Source organism: Acutalibacter muris, from assembly GCF_002201475.1.
GTDB lineage: Bacteria > Bacillota > Clostridia > Oscillospirales > Acutalibacteraceae > Acutalibacter > Acutalibacter muris.
Genome location: NZ_CP021422.1, coordinates 3,560,582 through 3,575,765 on the forward strand (window position 1 = coordinate 3,560,582; position 15,184 = coordinate 3,575,765).

Annotated in this window: 16 protein-coding genes; 1 reads left to right on the top strand and 15 read right to left on the bottom strand. The window is 58.3% G+C overall.

Features of this window, described 5'->3' with window-relative positions:
• From ADH66_RS18230 to ADH66_RS18245, 4 genes are read right to left on the bottom strand one after another with little or no spacing between them, the layout of a single operon-like run.
• Positions 1–570, bottom strand: coding sequence for a chromate transporter (locus ADH66_RS18230; protein ID WP_066537883.1), 570 nt, complete (start codon positions 568–570; stop codon positions 1–3).
• Entirely contained in the window at positions 567–1,148 is a 582-nt protein-coding gene (locus ADH66_RS18235; RefSeq protein ID WP_236757128.1) for a chromate transporter, read from the bottom strand. Before ADH66_RS18235 ends, ADH66_RS18230 begins: the two co-directional genes overlap by 4 nt.
• Positions 1,145–2,047, bottom strand: a complete 903-nt coding sequence (locus ADH66_RS18240) for a glycoside hydrolase family 25 protein (protein ID WP_066537880.1) — start codon at positions 2,045–2,047, stop codon at positions 1,145–1,147. Before ADH66_RS18240 ends, ADH66_RS18235 begins: the two co-directional genes overlap by 4 nt.
• A gap of 19 nt (positions 2,048–2,066) precedes the next feature.
• Positions 2,067–2,960, bottom strand: a complete 894-nt coding sequence (locus ADH66_RS18245) for a GH25 family lysozyme (protein WP_066537877.1) — start codon at positions 2,958–2,960, stop codon at positions 2,067–2,069.
• A 200-nt stretch (positions 2,961–3,160) separates the two neighbouring features.
• Here ADH66_RS18245 and ADH66_RS18250 point away from each other — a divergent pair, with 200 nt between their 5' ends.
• Entirely contained in the window at positions 3,161–4,168 is a 1,008-nt protein-coding gene (locus ADH66_RS18250; protein WP_066537874.1) for a GNAT family N-acetyltransferase, read from the top strand.
• A gap of 51 nt (positions 4,169–4,219) precedes the next feature.
• Here ADH66_RS18250 and ADH66_RS18255 read toward each other — a convergent pair whose 3' ends face one another.
• The 11 genes from ADH66_RS18255 to rsxC all read right to left on the bottom strand — a co-directional run bounded on the left by ADH66_RS18255 (position 4,220) and on the right by rsxC (position 15,153).
• Positions 4,220–5,590, bottom strand: a complete 1,371-nt coding sequence (locus tag ADH66_RS18255) for an HAD hydrolase-like protein (protein ID WP_066537872.1) — start codon at positions 5,588–5,590, stop codon at positions 4,220–4,222.
• Positions 5,587–6,192, bottom strand: a complete 606-nt coding sequence (locus ADH66_RS18260; protein ID WP_066537864.1) for a toprim domain-containing protein — start codon at positions 6,190–6,192, stop codon at positions 5,587–5,589. Before ADH66_RS18260 ends, ADH66_RS18255 begins: the two co-directional genes overlap by 4 nt.
• Positions 6,189–7,241, bottom strand: a complete 1,053-nt coding sequence (gene holA / locus ADH66_RS18265) for a DNA polymerase III subunit delta (protein WP_066537861.1) — start codon at positions 7,239–7,241, stop codon at positions 6,189–6,191. The genes ADH66_RS18260 and holA overlap by 4 nt, the downstream gene beginning before the upstream one ends.
• Before the next feature lie 4 nt (positions 7,242–7,245).
• On the bottom strand, positions 7,246–8,037 hold the full coding sequence (locus ADH66_RS18270; RefSeq protein ID WP_330397626.1) for an RnfABCDGE type electron transport complex subunit B: 792 nt from the start codon (positions 8,035–8,037) through the stop codon (positions 7,246–7,248).
• Between the two features lie 44 nt (positions 8,038–8,081).
• Positions 8,082–9,458 (bottom strand): hypothetical protein, encoded by a 1,377-nt coding sequence (locus ADH66_RS18275; protein ID WP_066537858.1) that lies wholly within the window; start codon positions 9,456–9,458, stop codon positions 8,082–8,084.
• Between the two features lie 17 nt (positions 9,459–9,475).
• Positions 9,476–10,852, bottom strand: a complete 1,377-nt coding sequence (locus ADH66_RS18280) for an ABC transporter substrate-binding protein (RefSeq protein ID WP_066537855.1) — start codon at positions 10,850–10,852, stop codon at positions 9,476–9,478.
• Positions 10,853–10,959: 107 nt separating this feature from the next.
• Positions 10,960–11,568, bottom strand: coding sequence for an electron transport complex protein RnfA (locus ADH66_RS18285; RefSeq protein ID WP_084384613.1), 609 nt, complete (start codon positions 11,566–11,568; stop codon positions 10,960–10,962).
• A gap of 11 nt (positions 11,569–11,579) precedes the next feature.
• Positions 11,580–12,260 (bottom strand): electron transport complex subunit RsxE, encoded by a 681-nt coding sequence (gene rsxE, locus ADH66_RS18290; protein WP_066537852.1) that lies wholly within the window; start codon positions 12,258–12,260, stop codon positions 11,580–11,582.
• Positions 12,261–12,262: 2 nt separating this feature from the next.
• Positions 12,263–12,835 (bottom strand): RnfABCDGE type electron transport complex subunit G, encoded by a 573-nt coding sequence (locus ADH66_RS18295; protein WP_066537849.1) that lies wholly within the window; start codon positions 12,833–12,835, stop codon positions 12,263–12,265.
• Complete coding sequence (locus ADH66_RS18300; protein ID WP_066537846.1) at positions 12,832–13,794, bottom strand: RnfABCDGE type electron transport complex subunit D; 963 nt, start codon at positions 13,792–13,794, stop codon at positions 12,832–12,834. Before ADH66_RS18300 ends, ADH66_RS18295 begins: the two co-directional genes overlap by 4 nt.
• The gene (gene rsxC / locus ADH66_RS18305; RefSeq protein ID WP_066537843.1) at positions 13,795–15,153 is read right to left on the bottom strand and encodes an electron transport complex subunit RsxC; all 1,359 of its coding nucleotides are present in this window, start codon (positions 15,151–15,153) and stop codon (positions 13,795–13,797) included.
• Positions 15,154–15,184: the final 31 nt, after the last annotated feature.

Genomic DNA, 15,184 nt, shown 5'->3' on the forward strand with positions numbered 1-15,184 from the left:
CTACCCTCCCAGCACGGGGTACAGCAGCACGCCCAGCGCCCCGGCCCCGGCCATGACGTGTATCGGGTTCACCCTCCATTTGCGCAGGACGAAAAGCCCCGCCGCGAATATGATTACGGATATCCAGCTAAAGCCGCCCAAATCCTCAGGCAGGGTCCTCTGACCGTAAAAGGACAGCACTATAAGCGACAGCCCTGCCGAGGCTATCAGGGCCACCACCGCCGGGCGCAGCCCGCCCAGCACCCCCTGGACCAGCTTCAGGCCCCTGTACTTGTAGTACACATAGCCCAGGGCCATCACTATAACGCAGGAGGGCAGCACACACCCCAGGGTCGCCACTATTGCCCCGGGTATTCCCGCCACCTGTATGCCCACGAAGGTGGCCGCGTTTATGGCTATGGGGCCGGGGGTCATTTCCGCTATTGCCATCACGTCCGCAAACTGGGACATAGTAAGCCAGGGGTGAGCGTCCACCACCTGGTGCTGGATAAGGGGCATGGCGGCGTAGCCGCCCCCAATGCTGAATAGTCCTATCTGGACAAAGCTCCAGAGCAGCTCCAGGTAGATCATGCCCTCCTCCCCGCCCGCTCCTGGTACAGCGTGTCCATAGCCCCTATCACGCCGCAGGCAAATATCACCAGGATTATGTTCACGCTGAAAAATCGTACCGCTATGAACGACCCCAGCAGTACCAGTACCGGCAGCACGCGCTTCTTCTGAAACACGGCTTTACCCATAGTTATCACCACATCACATATCACCGCCGCCACCCCGGCCAGCATACCCGTCATGGCCATGCCGACTATGGCGTTGTCCCGAAAGGCCGTGTAGAACATGGAGATCGCGGAGATTATCACCAGCGGCGGCAGCACCGTCCCTATGATGCTCAAAAGGGCCCCCATCACCCCGGCCACGTGATAACCCACCAATATGGAGGCGTTCACTGCGATGGCCCCGGGCGAGGACTGGGCAAGGGCGGTAAGGTCCAGCATCTCCTGCTCCTCTATCCAGTGAAGCTCCTCCACAAAACGCTTGCGCATAAGGGGTATAATGACGAAGCCCCCGCCAAAGGTGAAGGCGCTGAGCTTTAATGTAGACAGGAACAGGGTACGGTATCTGGTAAGCTTTTCCTTCATAGTCTCCTTCATAAGTACGGCTCCATGCAGATGTCCAGGTCCACCGTGGTCTCGATGCCCGGTATATTCCCTGCGTCGGTATACTGCCAGGTGCGGAAGTTATAGACCGTCGAGGGCAGCGGATTATACTCGGCGTACCAGAAATCGTATTCCTTCAGCTTCTCTAAATCATAGAAATTATAGGCCTGGTGCTTATTGAAGTATACGCAGGGTATGTACCCGCCCTCTTTAACGCGCTCACAGAAGGCCGCCGCGCATTTCGTCACATCCTCTCCCGTGCACCCATGGGCCCTTAGGCTGTCCTCGGGCAGGTCCTCGCTGGGGGCCGGGGGCTCCCAGTCGAATACGATGGGATATTCAAGCTTTGCGCCCTCCAGCTTTTCAAGGACAAATTCAGCCTCGGCAACGGCCTCCTGCTCGGTCACAGCCTGGGAGAAGAAGTAGACGCCGCGCTTCAGCCCGGCGCTGCCGGAGTTCCGAAAGTTCTCCGCAAAGCGGCTGTCCTCGGTCAAAAGGCCTTGGGTCATGCCCCTATAGCCAACACGGATAATGGCAAACTCAGCCCCCGCGGCCTTAACTGCGTACCAGTCCACCTCTCCCTGGAACTCGGACACGTCGACGCCCATTACGGCGTCCTTATACCGGGTAATGCCGTCTTCGCCGGTGGAAAAGCCCTCCCGGTCGTATTTAAGCTCAGGTATGTCAAAGTCGGGGATTATAATTTCCCCGGAATATATATCGTCCACAAGCCGCATACCCTCCGGGATAATCAGGGAGGGCTCGGTGCCGCTCCCCGGTCCCTCCTCCGAGGGTTCCCGGGTGACAAGCACAATGATAACCGTAATTATCACAACAAACAGCGCCACAGCGGCGCATATGAGAGAAAGCTTCCTTATCTGTTCTTTATTCAAGAGATACCTCCGCTATATGCTAATTTCCATAGCTTTTAAGTGATATACTGACAGTCACGGGCTCTGGGATGCCTGGCACCCTGCCCTCCTTTGTATACTGCCATATTTTGAAGTCGTAGAAAAAGCTGGGAGAGGGGCGGTATTCGCCGTACCACAGGTCATAGCCGGAGAGCCGGGAGAGGTCCAGCCGGTTATAGGCCATGCCCTTCTCGGCAAAGTAGCAGGGGGTAAAGCCGGCCACGCTAATTATATTGCAGAAGGTGTCAATGTACCCGGTGACCTGATCCCCGTTGCGCTGCACCGTGCGGGAGGTCTCGTCCTGGCTGCCGTCCTCCTTTAGGTCGTACTCCCAGAAGATGCCGATGGGATAGGTGACAGTATAGTCCCTTATCTTCTCAAGCACAAAGGTGGCCTCCTCCTTGGCCTCGGCGTCCTCCACGGCCTTAGAATAGAAATACACCCCTACAGGGAGACCCGCGTCAGTAGCTCCCTTGATATTGTCCTCAAACTTCTGGTCTATGCGGATCCGTCCCTTTATCTTCTCCCGAAGACCCACGCGTATCATCACAAAGTCGATGTTTCCGCTGTCCGCCACCTGCTGCCAGTCGATATCCCCCTTTTTCTCGTTTACGGAGATACCCACATAGGACTTCCCGCTGCCCACATAGGTGACCGCGTCGTTCTCCGACGAGAAGTCGTCGGGACCATAGTTACTAAGGCCCACATTCTCATAGTAGGGTATGGACATCTTGCCCTCCCACAGATCGTCCACCTCGGCGGTAGAACCGTTCCTGGCGATAAGCTTCACGGAGCTTGTGCGGGGTTCCTGGGCCAGGGTCAGGGCGGATATAGCCACTATTACTGCCACCAGAAGCACGGTAACAGTTACAAATAGAGGTCGTTTAGCGTTCATGGCAGTCCTTCCTTCCGGATAGTAATAACCCGCGTCAACTATAGCTGCGAAGCGGTATACATTTTTATTATACAGGAAAATTGTCGAAAAGGCAAGCTCCAGCTTGCTTTCTCTAAAATTTCCATGGGAGCGCCTTGCCCAAAAGCAAATTTTCTGCTACAATAAAGAGGATATCAACCTTTTGAAAGGATAAAAGCTTTATGTATCTTAGGACCCTTGGCACAGAAGAAATGCACCGGCTTTACGACCCCTGCCTGAAGAGGGACTTCCCGCCGGAGGAGCTTATGCCCTGGAAGTGGATGAAACCGCTTATAGAACAGGGCTGCCAGCGCTCCGTGGGTTTTTATGACGATAACGGCCTTGCGGCCTACGCCTTGTTTATTGCCAGGGACAATAGACCAAAAACGGCCCTCTTGAATTATTTTGCCGTACAGCCAGAACGCAGGGGGCAGGGGACGGGCAGCCTGTGTCTTGGGCTTATGCGCGAGGCTCTGAAGGATACAGACTGCCGGATAATATTTGAGGTGGAGGACCCTGAAACTGCCCCGGACCGGGAGGCCGCACGGCGGCGGATAGATTTCTACCTGCGTGGCGGGGCCCGGGCCACAGAGGTGCGCTCTACCCTGTTCGGGGTGGAATACCGTATAATGGTGCTGGAGGAGGAAGGAGAGGGTTCACCGATAAGCGACGAGCAGCTTGCCGGGGAATTGGAGGCCCTGTACCATATTACCGTTGCCAAGAAGCATAAGTTTGAGGAGGTCTGCCGGGTCCGGCTCGCCGCCCCCAGGGAGACCGGCAGTTTCAGCCGCGACCTGGGCCGCACCCTTACGTACCTTTTGCGCAGCCGCAAGCGCTTTATGGGGGAAAAGCTAAAAGAGTACGGCTTCTCCGGGGGGATGTATATGATAGTCCTCCACGTGGACCGCAACCCCGGACTCAGCCAAGACGCGGTGGCCGGGCACCTCTACCTGGATAAGTGCAGCGTGGCCAGGAAGGTGAAGAAACTGGAGGAGCTGGGCTGTTTGTACCGGGAGACGGACCAGAACGACCGGCGGCAGAATAAGCTGTTCCTGACAGAAAAGGGCCGGGAGCTGGCGCCCGCTATCCGGGAGTATCTGGGCCAGTGGGGTGACGAGGTGACCTCCGGGCTTACGGAGAGCGAGAAGGAGACCCTTATCACCCTATTGATGAAGACCATAAAGAAATAGAGAAAGCGTCCGGCCCGGTTTTTGCAGGGGGCCGGACGCTTTGTTATAAATTTAGTTCTCCCCCAGCACGTCCCAGGGAGTCAGCATTCCCAGAAGGGGCTGGTCGGGCTTGCCGTCCCGGGTTATGAAGATCACCGAGACCCGCTTGTTCCTGGCGCGCACCTGCTCAAAGCGGCTGCGCACGTATATGTAGGCGGCGTCCGCGGGGACGAACTCATAGTTCTCCACGTGTTCCTCTACCGCGAGATACCCTCTCAGCTCCTTTATGGTGGTATCCGGGTTCAGCCCCCGGCCCCGGTTCTTTAAGAGGTAACGCATAACGGAGCCCGAGCTGAACACACCGTAGAACCTGTCGTCCTTCATCACCGGCACATGGGAGTAGCCGTTCTTCTCCATGAGCTCCATCACCCGCAGGACCTTCTGATTGGGCCCCACCTTTAAGACCCGGTCCCCCCGGGTGGCGTAGTCGATGGCAAGGGGCGGCTTCTTCACAAAGTCCAGCACCTCCCTTAGTGCGTCCACCACCGGCTGGGAGGGCACCACCACCGGCTCGCCGTCCATATTTGCGCTGTGGGCCATAAGGTTGCGGATATGGCGGCAGATATCCAGCTTATCCCGCACCGGAGCGCTCTCATAGTCCTTTATGAACTCGTACACCGCGCTGGAGTAGTGGCGTCGGGAGTTTCTGAATTTATCCTCCAGCTCGTCCTCCACCTGCTTATAGAGGTCCAGAAACAGCTGGGACCTGTCCTGACCCTCCCGGTCCCGCTCCTTCGCGCCGGACAGGGCCACACAGAGCCGCTCAAGGGAGGCCACGTCCTCGGCGATATACTCGGCCCCGGCGCTTTCCAGCTCCCCGGGCCGGGCATAGCCATAGGCCGCCCCTATGCTCTCTATGCCGCAGTATTTGGCCCCTTCTATGTCATAGCTCCTGTCCCCGATCATCACCACCTCTGAGATGGGCGGGTCCCCCAGGTCCCTGAGGGCCTTGTCTATGACGTGGGCTTTCGTGGGCCGGGTGCCGTCGTCGCCCACCACGACGGTAAAATACTTTTCTATGCCCCTAAGCCCCAGTATTTTCCTTGCCCCCTCCTCCCGCTTTGAGGTGGCCACGCATAGGGTGGCGCAGGAGCTGAGTCTTGAGAGGAGCCTGTCTATGTTGGGGTATAGGGGGCTTTTATAGAGCCCCGCCGCGTTATAGCGCTCCCGGTACAGCTTTATGGCCTTGGCCGCCGTACTTTCGTCCATACCGCAGAAGTCCCGGAAGGAGTTCATAAGGGGCGGGCCCACGAACTGCCGCAGGAAATCCTCCTTCTGAGGCCTCCAGCCCATTTCAGCGAGGGCATACTGCACACTCTCTGTAATGCCCGGCCCGGTGTCGCAGAGGGTGCCGTCCAGGTCAAAGAGGAAATATTTTTTCATGGGGTATCTTCTCCTTCCAGGTTTTTCAATAAATCAAAAAGCTCCCGCCGGGTATAAAGGGCGTTTAAAGCCTGCAAAAACCCGTTGGCCGACAACCGCTCCGGCAGCTTTAGCCGCCTTTGCAGGGCCCGGCGCCTTTCCGCCGAGCCGTCTCCCCCGGAGAGCCCCAGCTCGAAAAGGTCCGCCTTGGTAAGCTCCGGGAGCCTGGTTTCGCCTGGGATATCCTCTATAGTAGCCCCGGCCCTTATAAGGCAGTCCCGAAGGGTCTCAAGGGGCATCCCCTCCACCCCCAGCTTGCCCTCCTTGGAGGGCTTCGCCTTCCTGCGCTCCTTGCCGTATATATCCGGGATATAGGCGTGCTTCACCTGCTCCGGGGGCAGGCAGGAGCAAAGCTTACTGCGTATCAGAAAGCCCGCGCCGTCGCTGTCCGTGAGGATTATCACCCCCCGCGCCGCCGCCAGCCGCCGGATAAGCTCCATTTTATCCCGGTCGTTAAATATGGCAAAGCCTCCGGTCTCAACTATCGTGCCGTCAATAAGAGCGCTGAGCTTGGCCCTGTCGCAGCGCCCCTCCACCACGACGGCCTCCTTTACCCGCATCATCCCTGCACCGCCAGCAGCAGCCGGGAGATAAGTCCCTCCAGCACAAGCCTTGGCTCCATCTTGGAGCCCTTTAGGGATAGGTCGGCCTCCAGCAGCAGATCAAGGCACCTCCTAAGGCCCGATAGGGTCAGCTTTTTCGAGGAACGTTCGGCATTTTGCAGCCGAAAGCCGCCCCGGCCCTTATACTCGGAGGCGTACTCGGCGGGGGCGGAGCCGGTGAGCCCGCTCTCAAGGGCGGCCTTTACCCGGTACATATCAATATATGACGCGGCCATGGCCCCAAGTATGGCTATAGGCTCTTCTCCGCGGTAAAACAGCAGGTCCAGCTGGTTATAGGCCTCCTCATAGCGCCCGGAGGTCAGGGCCCTGACCATGATGAACACAGTAGTTTCGGTGCTCTTTGGGGTAAGCTCCTCCACCATGGCGGGAGTTATCTCCTTCTGTCCAAGGCCCAGGGCGTAGGCGCAGAGCTTTTCTGTCTCGGAGCGCAGTGTATGCAGGTCGCTGCCGGCATAGCTTAGAAGCTTCTCCCAGCTTTTGGGGGCAAGCTCGCAGCCCTGGCGCTCGGCCTCCTTTTTTATCAGCCGCCGCAGGTCCGCCCCATTAAGGCGCGGGAAATCCACCGTATACCCGGCCTTGCCCGCCGCTTCAAGAAATTTTCTCCACTTTGGTGACCTCTTTGCGGGGATATCCAGGGTGGGATACCAGAACACCAGGGTGGTGGTGTCGGGAAGGTCCTCCATAAGGGATAAGAGCCGCTCAAGATCCTCGGAGGACTTTGAGTCCGGGTCAAAATCGGATACGGCGGCGCATTTGTGCTCCGCCATAAAGGGAAGGGCCTCCACGGCGGCGGCGACGCCCTCCATGTCGGAGTCATTTGTAAAAATGCTGCGGTTAAACTCAGGGAAGCCCTCGCCCGAGGACTTCTCTATAAGTTTGCGGGCGGCACGTTTTAAGGTCAGCTTCTCGTCGCCGGAAAGGAGGTACAGGGGCCCGAAGCCCCGGGCGGCGATGTGCTTGTTAAGGTCCTGCTCGGTGATAGTGGGCATAGTCTTAACCTTCGCTCATGGTGATGATATGTCGGGGGCAGGCCTCGGCGCATTTGCCGCAGCCGGTGCACTTCTCCGGGTCCACAAGGGCCAGGCCGTTCCGCACGGTTATGGCCCCATATTCGCAGGTCTTCTGGCACTTCATACAGCCTATGCAGCCCACCTTGCAGCTCTGCATGGTGTCCTTGCCCTTGTCGCAGCTGGAGCAGCGCACCACGGCCATAGCCTTCACCGGAGCCAGCCTTATGAGCCCCTTGGGACAGGCCTTCTCGCACTTGCCGCAGGCCACGCACTTCTCCGGGTCGATGACCGCCACGCCGTTGCAAAGCTCAAGGGCCCCATAATCGCACACAGCCCTGCAGTCCCCCAGCCCTAAACAGCCGAACCGGCAGCTGGAGCCGCCGCCGTTTAAGAGGGAGGCTGCCGTGCAGCTCTCAAGGCCGTCGTACTCCATCTTCTCGGTGGTGTTGTCGGCGCTGCCCATGCAGCGCACAAAGGCGGCCCTGCGCTCCATCTCCACATCGCCGGAGCCCAGTATCTCCCCGCACTTCTTGGCCACGTCCGCGCCGCCGGGAGAACAAAGCCCCGGCACGGCCTCGCCCTTGGCCATAGCGGCGGCATAGCCCGGACAGCCCGAGTACCCGCAGGCCCCGCAGTTTGCCCCGGGCAGAATGGCCTCCAGGGCCTCGGCCCGCTCGTCCTTGGGCACGGCCATAACCACCGAGGCCACCGCCAGCACTATTCCGGCCAGAAGTCCGATGATTCCGACGATCATTATGGGTGTTAGCATTTCCATTTGTACAACAGTCCTTTCCGGGCCTTTGGCCCAATAAAAATTTTTTAGCTTTCGGCAAGCTCCATGCTCATGTTCATGTATGCTTTGTGCACCAGGTCTTTCAGAGGTTTGTCCGGGTTATTGTATATCTCAAGGGTCATGTCATATAGCGCCCGGTCCAGGGGCGTGTAGAAGTCCGCGCCGGAGATGCCCTCCCGGAGCTTCACGAACTCGGGGTAGAGGTTCTTTGACATATAGACGTTGCTGCCGTCGCCATCGCTGACCCCATTGCCCCGGCCGGACATAAGGCCTTCCATGACGGGGACTGCGTTGCCGGTGAGCATATGGGTATATAGCTTGGACTGCTGGCAATCCTTGCTCATAATGTAATCTACCACAAAGAACGCGTCGTCAGGACGCTTGGTGTTGACGTTTATTCCGGCGAAGCTGGTTATCACGGCATAGTAACCGCCGCTACGGGAGAATACGGGTACAAGGGTGAGCTCATCGGATGCGCCGTTTTCCTCGTCGAACCAGTTATTGGGATGCAGTAAACCGTTGGAGCACTCCGGCAGGTCCATCTCCCCAAGACGGCCTCTGGCGTCCATCCTGGAGGTCACGTACTCCAGAAGCTCCTCCTCGGTCAGGGCAAGCTGGTCCTTCTCATAGTCGGCTATGGGCGCGAGAGCCGCGCTTTGGTGCGACTCGCTGATATTTGCGGCTTGCAAAAGCGTTTCGGGCCCGCCCGAGAGCATATCATCCCAGGTGAGAGACGTGTCCTCAAGCCGGTACTCAACATCGGCGCTCCTATAATAGCCCAGGGGCATGGTATATGTCATTGGCAGCAGGAGCTGTCCGTGCTCGTTCTTTCCAGCCTCCATGACAATAGGCGTCAGCTTGTCCCATTCCATGAACTGCGCTTTCTCTATATAATCATCCAAGGGCAGGAACATATTGCGTTCCATGGCCTGCTGTGGGAACCTAAAAAGTGATTCTTCAAAGCAGAAGCCGGTGTCATTTTCAAAGTAGTGCGCCCCGAAACCGCTTAGACACACGAACACGTCCGGACCCTTGCCCGCCATCATCTCCGTGCGCAGGGCCGTAAGGTACGTGTCCCGCTCGTCGCCGTGCTTCGGGGGTATCTCTATCTCCATGTCCTCCGGCCCGCCCAGGTCCTCTATCACGGTCTGGAAGCTCTTGTATTTGGTCTTGCCGCCCTTTGCGGTTTCGGCTTCATAGTCCCTTAGAAACTCCTGGACAGATATAAACACATTGCTTCCGAATTCCACGTCTATAAATACCCGCAAAGGCTCCTGCTCCACAGCCTCCGGCCGGGCCGTGCTGCTGGTGGCTTCGGAGCTCTCCCCGCCGCCGGGCTTGCAGGCGGAAAGGGCGGACATGAGCACAAGCGCGGACAAGATAATGGCAATAAGCTTTTTCATATAGGCTCTCCCCTTTCTCAGGCTTCGGCAAGCATCATCTCTATATTCCTGTACGTCTCCTCCACCAACTTCTCCCGCTCCTCCTTTGTCTCGGCCTGAGTGTAGGGGGAGGAGTCATAGGGCGAGTAGAGCTCAGAGAGCTCGTGGTGCACCGGGGTGACGAAGTCCACGGCGTTTATCTGCTTTATCAGGCTTTGCAGCTGGTCATAGTTATAGTCCGTAAGCCCCCAGGATTTAACGTACATATTTCCTCGGTTAAAGGGCGCGTTTATCTTCTCCTTTGATTTGAGCAGCTCCATGTGCACCGGCGTGCCCGCGTTCCAGGAGAGCAGCTCGGAATCCTGCTGTGCCTCCTTGCTGAGAAGCAGCTCCAGTATCTCGAAGGCCCCTTCGGGCGCCTCCGAGTTGATGTTCACCGCGCCGAAGGTGGTTATATAGGCCGTTGCGCCGCCGTCCCGGTTGCAGTGGGGTAGGAGCACGCTGTCCGGGTCGTACTGGGTGAAGTTAGAGGCATTCATGCGGTTGAAGGTTACCGGCGCATAATCCCCCAGACTTTCTTCAAGCTCCGGGGTGCGGCGGCTGTCGCTTTCAATAAGCGCGTCCAGATGGGCCGTCAGTTCCTCTTTGGTAAAGGCAGGCACGTCGTTCTCATAGTCGGCCACCGGGCCCAGGCTTTCAGCAAGGCCGGAAAAGCATACCGCCGTTATAATCCCCGGGTCCTGGCTTTTGAGCATTTCATCAAAGGTCATGGGCAGCTCCCCGGCGGGGGTATAGCTCTGTGCGTCAAAGCGGACAAAGTTCATGCTCCAGCCTATGGGCAGTATCAGCTGGCCCTCGTCGTTCTTTCCTGCCGCCATTATCTGTGGGTACAGCTTGTCCCACTCCATGTACTTTGCGTTTTCGATGTAACCGTCCAGGGGCAGAAACATATGTCTTTTCATCAGGGCCTTCGGGTACTGAAACAGCCCCACCTCCCGCTCCCGGGGCGGCATAAGGTGGGGGTTTGCAGCCCGGGGACTCCTGCACAAAAACAGGTCCGGGCCCTTCCCCGCCATCACCTCCACCCTTATACGGTCCAGCGTGGACTCCCTCTCCCCGCCAATGCCGGGGACGGCCTCTATCTCCAGCTTATAGCTGTCCTTAAATTCCGGGTCGTACTCTCGCACAAGGTCCCGAAGCAGCTGTGAGCTCTGGCCCTCGCTGCCCACGTCCAGGTCCATACAGACCGTCACCACGGGCTTTTCGGCCTTTTCGGCCTGCTGGGATTCCCCGGGCTTCTGGGCCCCGCCGCTGCTCTCTGAGCTCTCCCCGCCGCCCCTGCACCCTGCAAGGGCCAGCATAACCACCGCCATCATCAGCGCCAAAGCTTTCTTAAATATGTGATTTCGTTTCATAACAATCTCTCCTTATAGATTTTTGGGGTGGGCGATATACCCTCCTGCCTATAAGAAGACATAAAATTGCGATTTAGTTGCACGAAAATCAAAATTTTTCAAAAATTTTATCCCGCCAGCCTGTCCACCACCCCGTTGAACCCTAAAAACGACACGGCCACCAGAGAAGCCGCCACCAGGGTAATAGGCAGGCCCCTAAAGGTCTCGGGGATATCGCAGTCCTCAAGGCGCTCGCGCACCCCGGCGAACAGCAGCATAGCCACCAGGAACCCAACGCCGGAGCCGAAGGCGTTCACCAGCGACTGTACAAAGCCGAAGCTGGGGTCCGCCGCGCCCTTTTCCAGCACCAGCATGGTCACGCCCAGCACGGCGCAGTTGGTGGTGATAAGGGGCAGGTATATGCCAAGGGAGTTGTAGAGGGGGGGCATGTACTTGTGCAGGGCCGTCTCCAGAAGCTGCACCAGGGCCGCTATCACCAGGATGAACACCAGGGTCTGCAAATACTCAAGGCCCTGGGGCACCAGGATATAGGTGTACAGCGGCCAGGTCACCGCCGTGGCTATGACCATTACGACGGTAACCGCGCAGCTCATGCCGAAGGCGGTGTCCAGCTTCTTTGAGACCCCTAAAAAGGGGCATATTCCCAGGAATTTGTTAAGGACATAGTTCTCCGTAAGTATGGCGGCTAAAAATATGGCCACCAGGGAGCGTATCATCTGAGCGTCCATTATTTACCCTCCTTTTCAGCTATCTTGGAGCACGAGGCCGCCAGCGGGCAGTGCGCGCAGCCGGTGGACTCGGGAGCCTTGCCCTCCTTTGAGAGCTTTCCCGACAGGGCTATGAGCATACCGAACACGAAGAAGCCCCCGGGAGGCAGCAGGAAGATTATGATGGGCTCCATGAACCCAGAGAGCACCGGCAGGCCGAAGACCGTCCCCGCGCCCAAAAGCTCCCTTATGATGCCCATGGCCAGCATGGCGGCGGTGAAGCCCACGCCCATGCCAAGGCCGTCTATAATAGAGGGCAGGACCTTATTCTTGCTGGCGAACATCTCCGCCCGGCCCAGGATTATGCAGTTCACAACGATAAGGGGCAGGAACACCCCCAGGGCCGTGTCAAGCGCCGGGGAAAAGGCCTTGATGAACATCTGCACGATGGTGACGAACCCGGCGATAATGGTTATAAACGCCGGTATGCGCACCTTATTTGGTATCACGTTGCGCAAAAGGGAGATAACCGCGTTGGAGCAGACCAGCACGAAAGTTGTTGCCGCCCCCATGCCGATGGCGTTGCTGGCGGCGGTGGTCACCGCCAACGTGGCACAGCACCCCAACACCAGTCTCAATACCGGGTTCTCCTTGATGATACCCTTGGTAAATTCCTGTAAAAGGCTCTTTTTTCCGTCCATTTTTAGTTACCTCCCTCTGACTGGTAGGCGTTCTGGTACTGCTCTATGGCCGCGTTCACCGCGTTTGTAACAGCGGTGCTGGTAATGGTGGCCCCGGTCATGGCCTGGATCTCCCCTTCCTTGGGGGTCTGGAACTTCACTACACTGATACCGCCCGCAAGATTGGCGGCGGGCTGGCCCTTGTACTGGTCCCGGAAGCTCTCCTTCTCGGCGTTGGCCCCAAGGCCCGGGGTCTCGCCGTGGCTCAGAAGGACCACGCCGGTAATACTGCCGTCGGTGCTTATCCCGGTCATGACGTTCACCGACCCGCCATAGCCCTTGCCCTCGGTCTCGAAGACATAGCCCACGGAATTGCCGCTGCCGTCCAGACCCACATAGTGGCCGTCCCTTTCCTCAAAGCTCTCCGCTCCGGGCAGCACCACCATACGGCTCTCCTCGGCCTTCTGTGCCGCGGCCTCCGCTATGCGGTCCCTTGTCAGCAGATTCGTCCCCGCTAAAGCCGCAGAGACCAGAATACATATCACCAAAAGGACAGCCGCCGGGGCCAGTACCGTTTTAGCGTTCAAGCCGTTCATGCCGCTCCCTCCTTCTTCTTTTTCTCTTTGGGCTTGCCGAAGGCGGTGGGCTTCACATACCGCTCGATAAGGGGAGTGATAATGTTCATGAGCACTATAGAGTAGCTCACGCCCTCGGGCAGGGAGCCGAACTCCCGGATGATAATGGTCAGCAGCCCGCAGCCTATGGCGAAGACTATCCGCGCCTTAAAGTATAGGGGGCTGGTGGTGTAGTCCGTGGCCATAAAGAACGCGCCCAGCATAAGCCCGCCTGCCAGCAGGTCAAAGAGGGGGTCCCGGCCCAGTATGGCGGAGAACACCGCAACTGTCGCAAGGTATGTAACGGGTATCACCGGGCTTATGACTTTCCTGACGATGAGGTACACGCCGCCGATGAGTATGGCTAAAGCGCAGGTCTCCCCCAGGCACCCGCCGTGGACGCCCAGGAACATATCAAGATAGCCGGGCCAGCCCGCCCCGCCGTTTGAGGCGTACCCCGCAAGGGGCGTGGCCGTAGTCACCGCGTCCGCCGTGGCGGAGTAGTCAAAGGGCGCGGCCCAGTGGGTCATCCGGGCGGGGAAGGAGTTCATCAATACTATCCGGGCGGTAAGGGCCGGGTTCACGAAGTTCTGGCCAATGCCGCCGAACATCTGCTTCACCACCACTATGGCTATCACCCCGCCGAAGGCCGCTATTAAGGGGTTGATAGTCACCGGCAGGTTCAAGGCCAGCAGCAGCCCGGTCACAACGCAGGAAAGGTCCATAACGGTCTGGGGCCGCTTCATCGCCTTTCTTGAAAGGTACTCGCTGAGTACACAGCTGGCTATGCACACCGCAATTACCAAAAAGGCCCTGGGCCCAAAGATGATTATGGACGCTATAGCCGCGGGCATAAGACCGATTATCACGTCCAGCATTATATTCTGGGTGGTCTTCCTCCCGTTAAAATGCGGGGAGGAGGATACTATAAGCTTGTCCATTTACTTTTTCCCTGCCTTTCTCACATATGCCTTGCCCATGCGGATGCTCTGCACCAGCCGCCGTCCCGCCGGACAGGAGAAGGCGCAGCAGCCGCACTCCATGCAGGTCATCACGTCTAGGGCGTTAAGGGCCTCCACGTCCTTTTTCTGGGCGGCCTTCTCCAGCTTTGTGGGCATAAGGTTCATGGGACACGCCGCCACGCACCGGCCGCAGCGTATGCAGTCGGTTGTCTCATACATTTTGGCCTCGTTCTCATCGAAAGCTAAAATGGCGTTGTTCTGCTTTAAAATGGGCAGCTCGTCGCTGACTATTGCAATGCCCATCATGGGCCCGCCCATGAGCATTTTCTTCGGCTCTGACTTATACCCGCCGCAGAACTCTATCACGTCCTTTATGGGCGTGCCTATGGGCACTATCACATTCTGGGGCTCCTTTATGGCCGAGCCGTCTATGGTTACACGCTTCTTTGTAAGAGGCCTCCCTGTCCTCATATAGCTTGCCAGGAACGACACCGACGCGATGTTCATCACCAGACACCCCACGTCGGCCGGGAGGCCCCCCGCGGGGACCTTGCGCCCGGTGCAGGCCTGTACCAGCACCTTCTCCGCCCCCTGGGGGTAGCGGCTCTTTAAGGTCAGCACTCGGACCTCGTCCCTGGGGTCCATCTCCGGATTGTCGGCAATGCGGTGCAGCTCCGCGATAACGTCGGGCTTATTGTCCTCCACGGCGATAAGCACCCGGTGCACGTCCAGTATCTCCTTGACCTTATAGATACCGTCCAGCACGTTTTTGCCGTTTTCCATAGCCTCACGGTGGTCGGAGGTCACATAGGGCTCACACTCGGCCACGTTGATGATAAGGGTGTCGATGCTCTTTCCGTCGGGCACGTTCAGCTTCACATGGGCCGGGAAGCCCGCGCCCCCAAGGCCCACCAGCCCCGAGGCCCGGGCCGCTTCAGCCAAGGACTTCTTGTCCCTGATGGGCTCGGGGGGCTTTATGTCGGGGGCCTGCTCCATAAGGCCGTCGGAGTCTATGACCACTGCCTCCACCGGCCTGTCCCCGGTGAGCATCACGTTCCGTATCTCGGCCACGGTGCCGGACACGGAGGCGTGTATAGGAGCGCTGACATACCCCTCGCTGTCGCCCACCACCTGCCCGAGATACACATGGTCGCCCTTTTTCACCACCGGCTTACAGGGCGCGCCGATATGCTGCTGCATGGGCAGTATCACCCGCCCGGGCGGCGGCATGACCTTCGACGGCTCTGCGGAGGTGTTCTTATGGTGCGGCACCGGCGCTCCGCCGTGGGTCCTGAAGGGACGCTTTGGGAAGAGGTCTCCAGCGTGTTGTTCCTGCATAAAATCCACGATCCTTTCGTCCGTAGTATTT

What these genes read in the sequence shown, in the direction of transcription:
- ADH66_RS18230 (WP_066537883.1), bottom strand. Translation starts at nt 570, where the DNA reads ATGATCTACCTGGAGCTGCTCTGGAGCTTTGTCCAGATAGGACTATTC.
- ADH66_RS18235 (WP_236757128.1), bottom strand. Translation starts at nt 1,148, where the DNA reads ATGAAGGAGACTATGAAGGAAAAGCTTACCAGATACCGTACCCTGTTC.
- ADH66_RS18245 (WP_066537877.1), bottom strand. Translation starts at nt 2,960, where the DNA reads ATGAACGCTAAACGACCTCTATTTGTAACTGTTACCGTGCTTCTGGTG.
- ADH66_RS18250 (WP_066537874.1), top strand. Translation starts at nt 3,161, where the DNA reads ATGTATCTTAGGACCCTTGGCACAGAAGAAATGCACCGGCTTTACGAC.
- ADH66_RS18255 (WP_066537872.1), bottom strand. Translation starts at nt 5,590, where the DNA reads ATGAAAAAATATTTCCTCTTTGACCTGGACGGCACCCTCTGCGACACC.
- ADH66_RS18260 (WP_066537864.1), bottom strand. Translation starts at nt 6,192, where the DNA reads ATGATGCGGGTAAAGGAGGCCGTCGTGGTGGAGGGGCGCTGCGACAGG.
- holA (WP_066537861.1), bottom strand. Translation starts at nt 7,241, where the DNA reads ATGCCCACTATCACCGAGCAGGACCTTAACAAGCACATCGCCGCCCGG.
- ADH66_RS18270 (WP_330397626.1), bottom strand. Translation starts at nt 8,037, where the DNA reads ATGGAAATGCTAACACCCATAATGATCGTCGGAATCATCGGACTTCTG.
- ADH66_RS18275 (WP_066537858.1), bottom strand. Translation starts at nt 9,458, where the DNA reads ATGAAAAAGCTTATTGCCATTATCTTGTCCGCGCTTGTGCTCATGTCC.
- ADH66_RS18280 (WP_066537855.1), bottom strand. Translation starts at nt 10,852, where the DNA reads ATGAAACGAAATCACATATTTAAGAAAGCTTTGGCGCTGATGATGGCG.
- ADH66_RS18285 (WP_084384613.1), bottom strand. Translation starts at nt 11,568, where the DNA reads ATGATACGCTCCCTGGTGGCCATATTTTTAGCCGCCATACTTACGGAG.
- rsxE (WP_066537852.1), bottom strand. Translation starts at nt 12,260, where the DNA reads ATGGACGGAAAAAAGAGCCTTTTACAGGAATTTACCAAGGGTATCATC.
- ADH66_RS18295 (WP_066537849.1), bottom strand. Translation starts at nt 12,835, where the DNA reads ATGAACGGCTTGAACGCTAAAACGGTACTGGCCCCGGCGGCTGTCCTT.
- ADH66_RS18300 (WP_066537846.1), bottom strand. Translation starts at nt 13,794, where the DNA reads ATGGACAAGCTTATAGTATCCTCCTCCCCGCATTTTAACGGGAGGAAG.
- rsxC (WP_066537843.1), bottom strand. Translation starts at nt 15,153, where the DNA reads ATGCAGGAACAACACGCTGGAGACCTCTTCCCAAAGCGTCCCTTCAGG.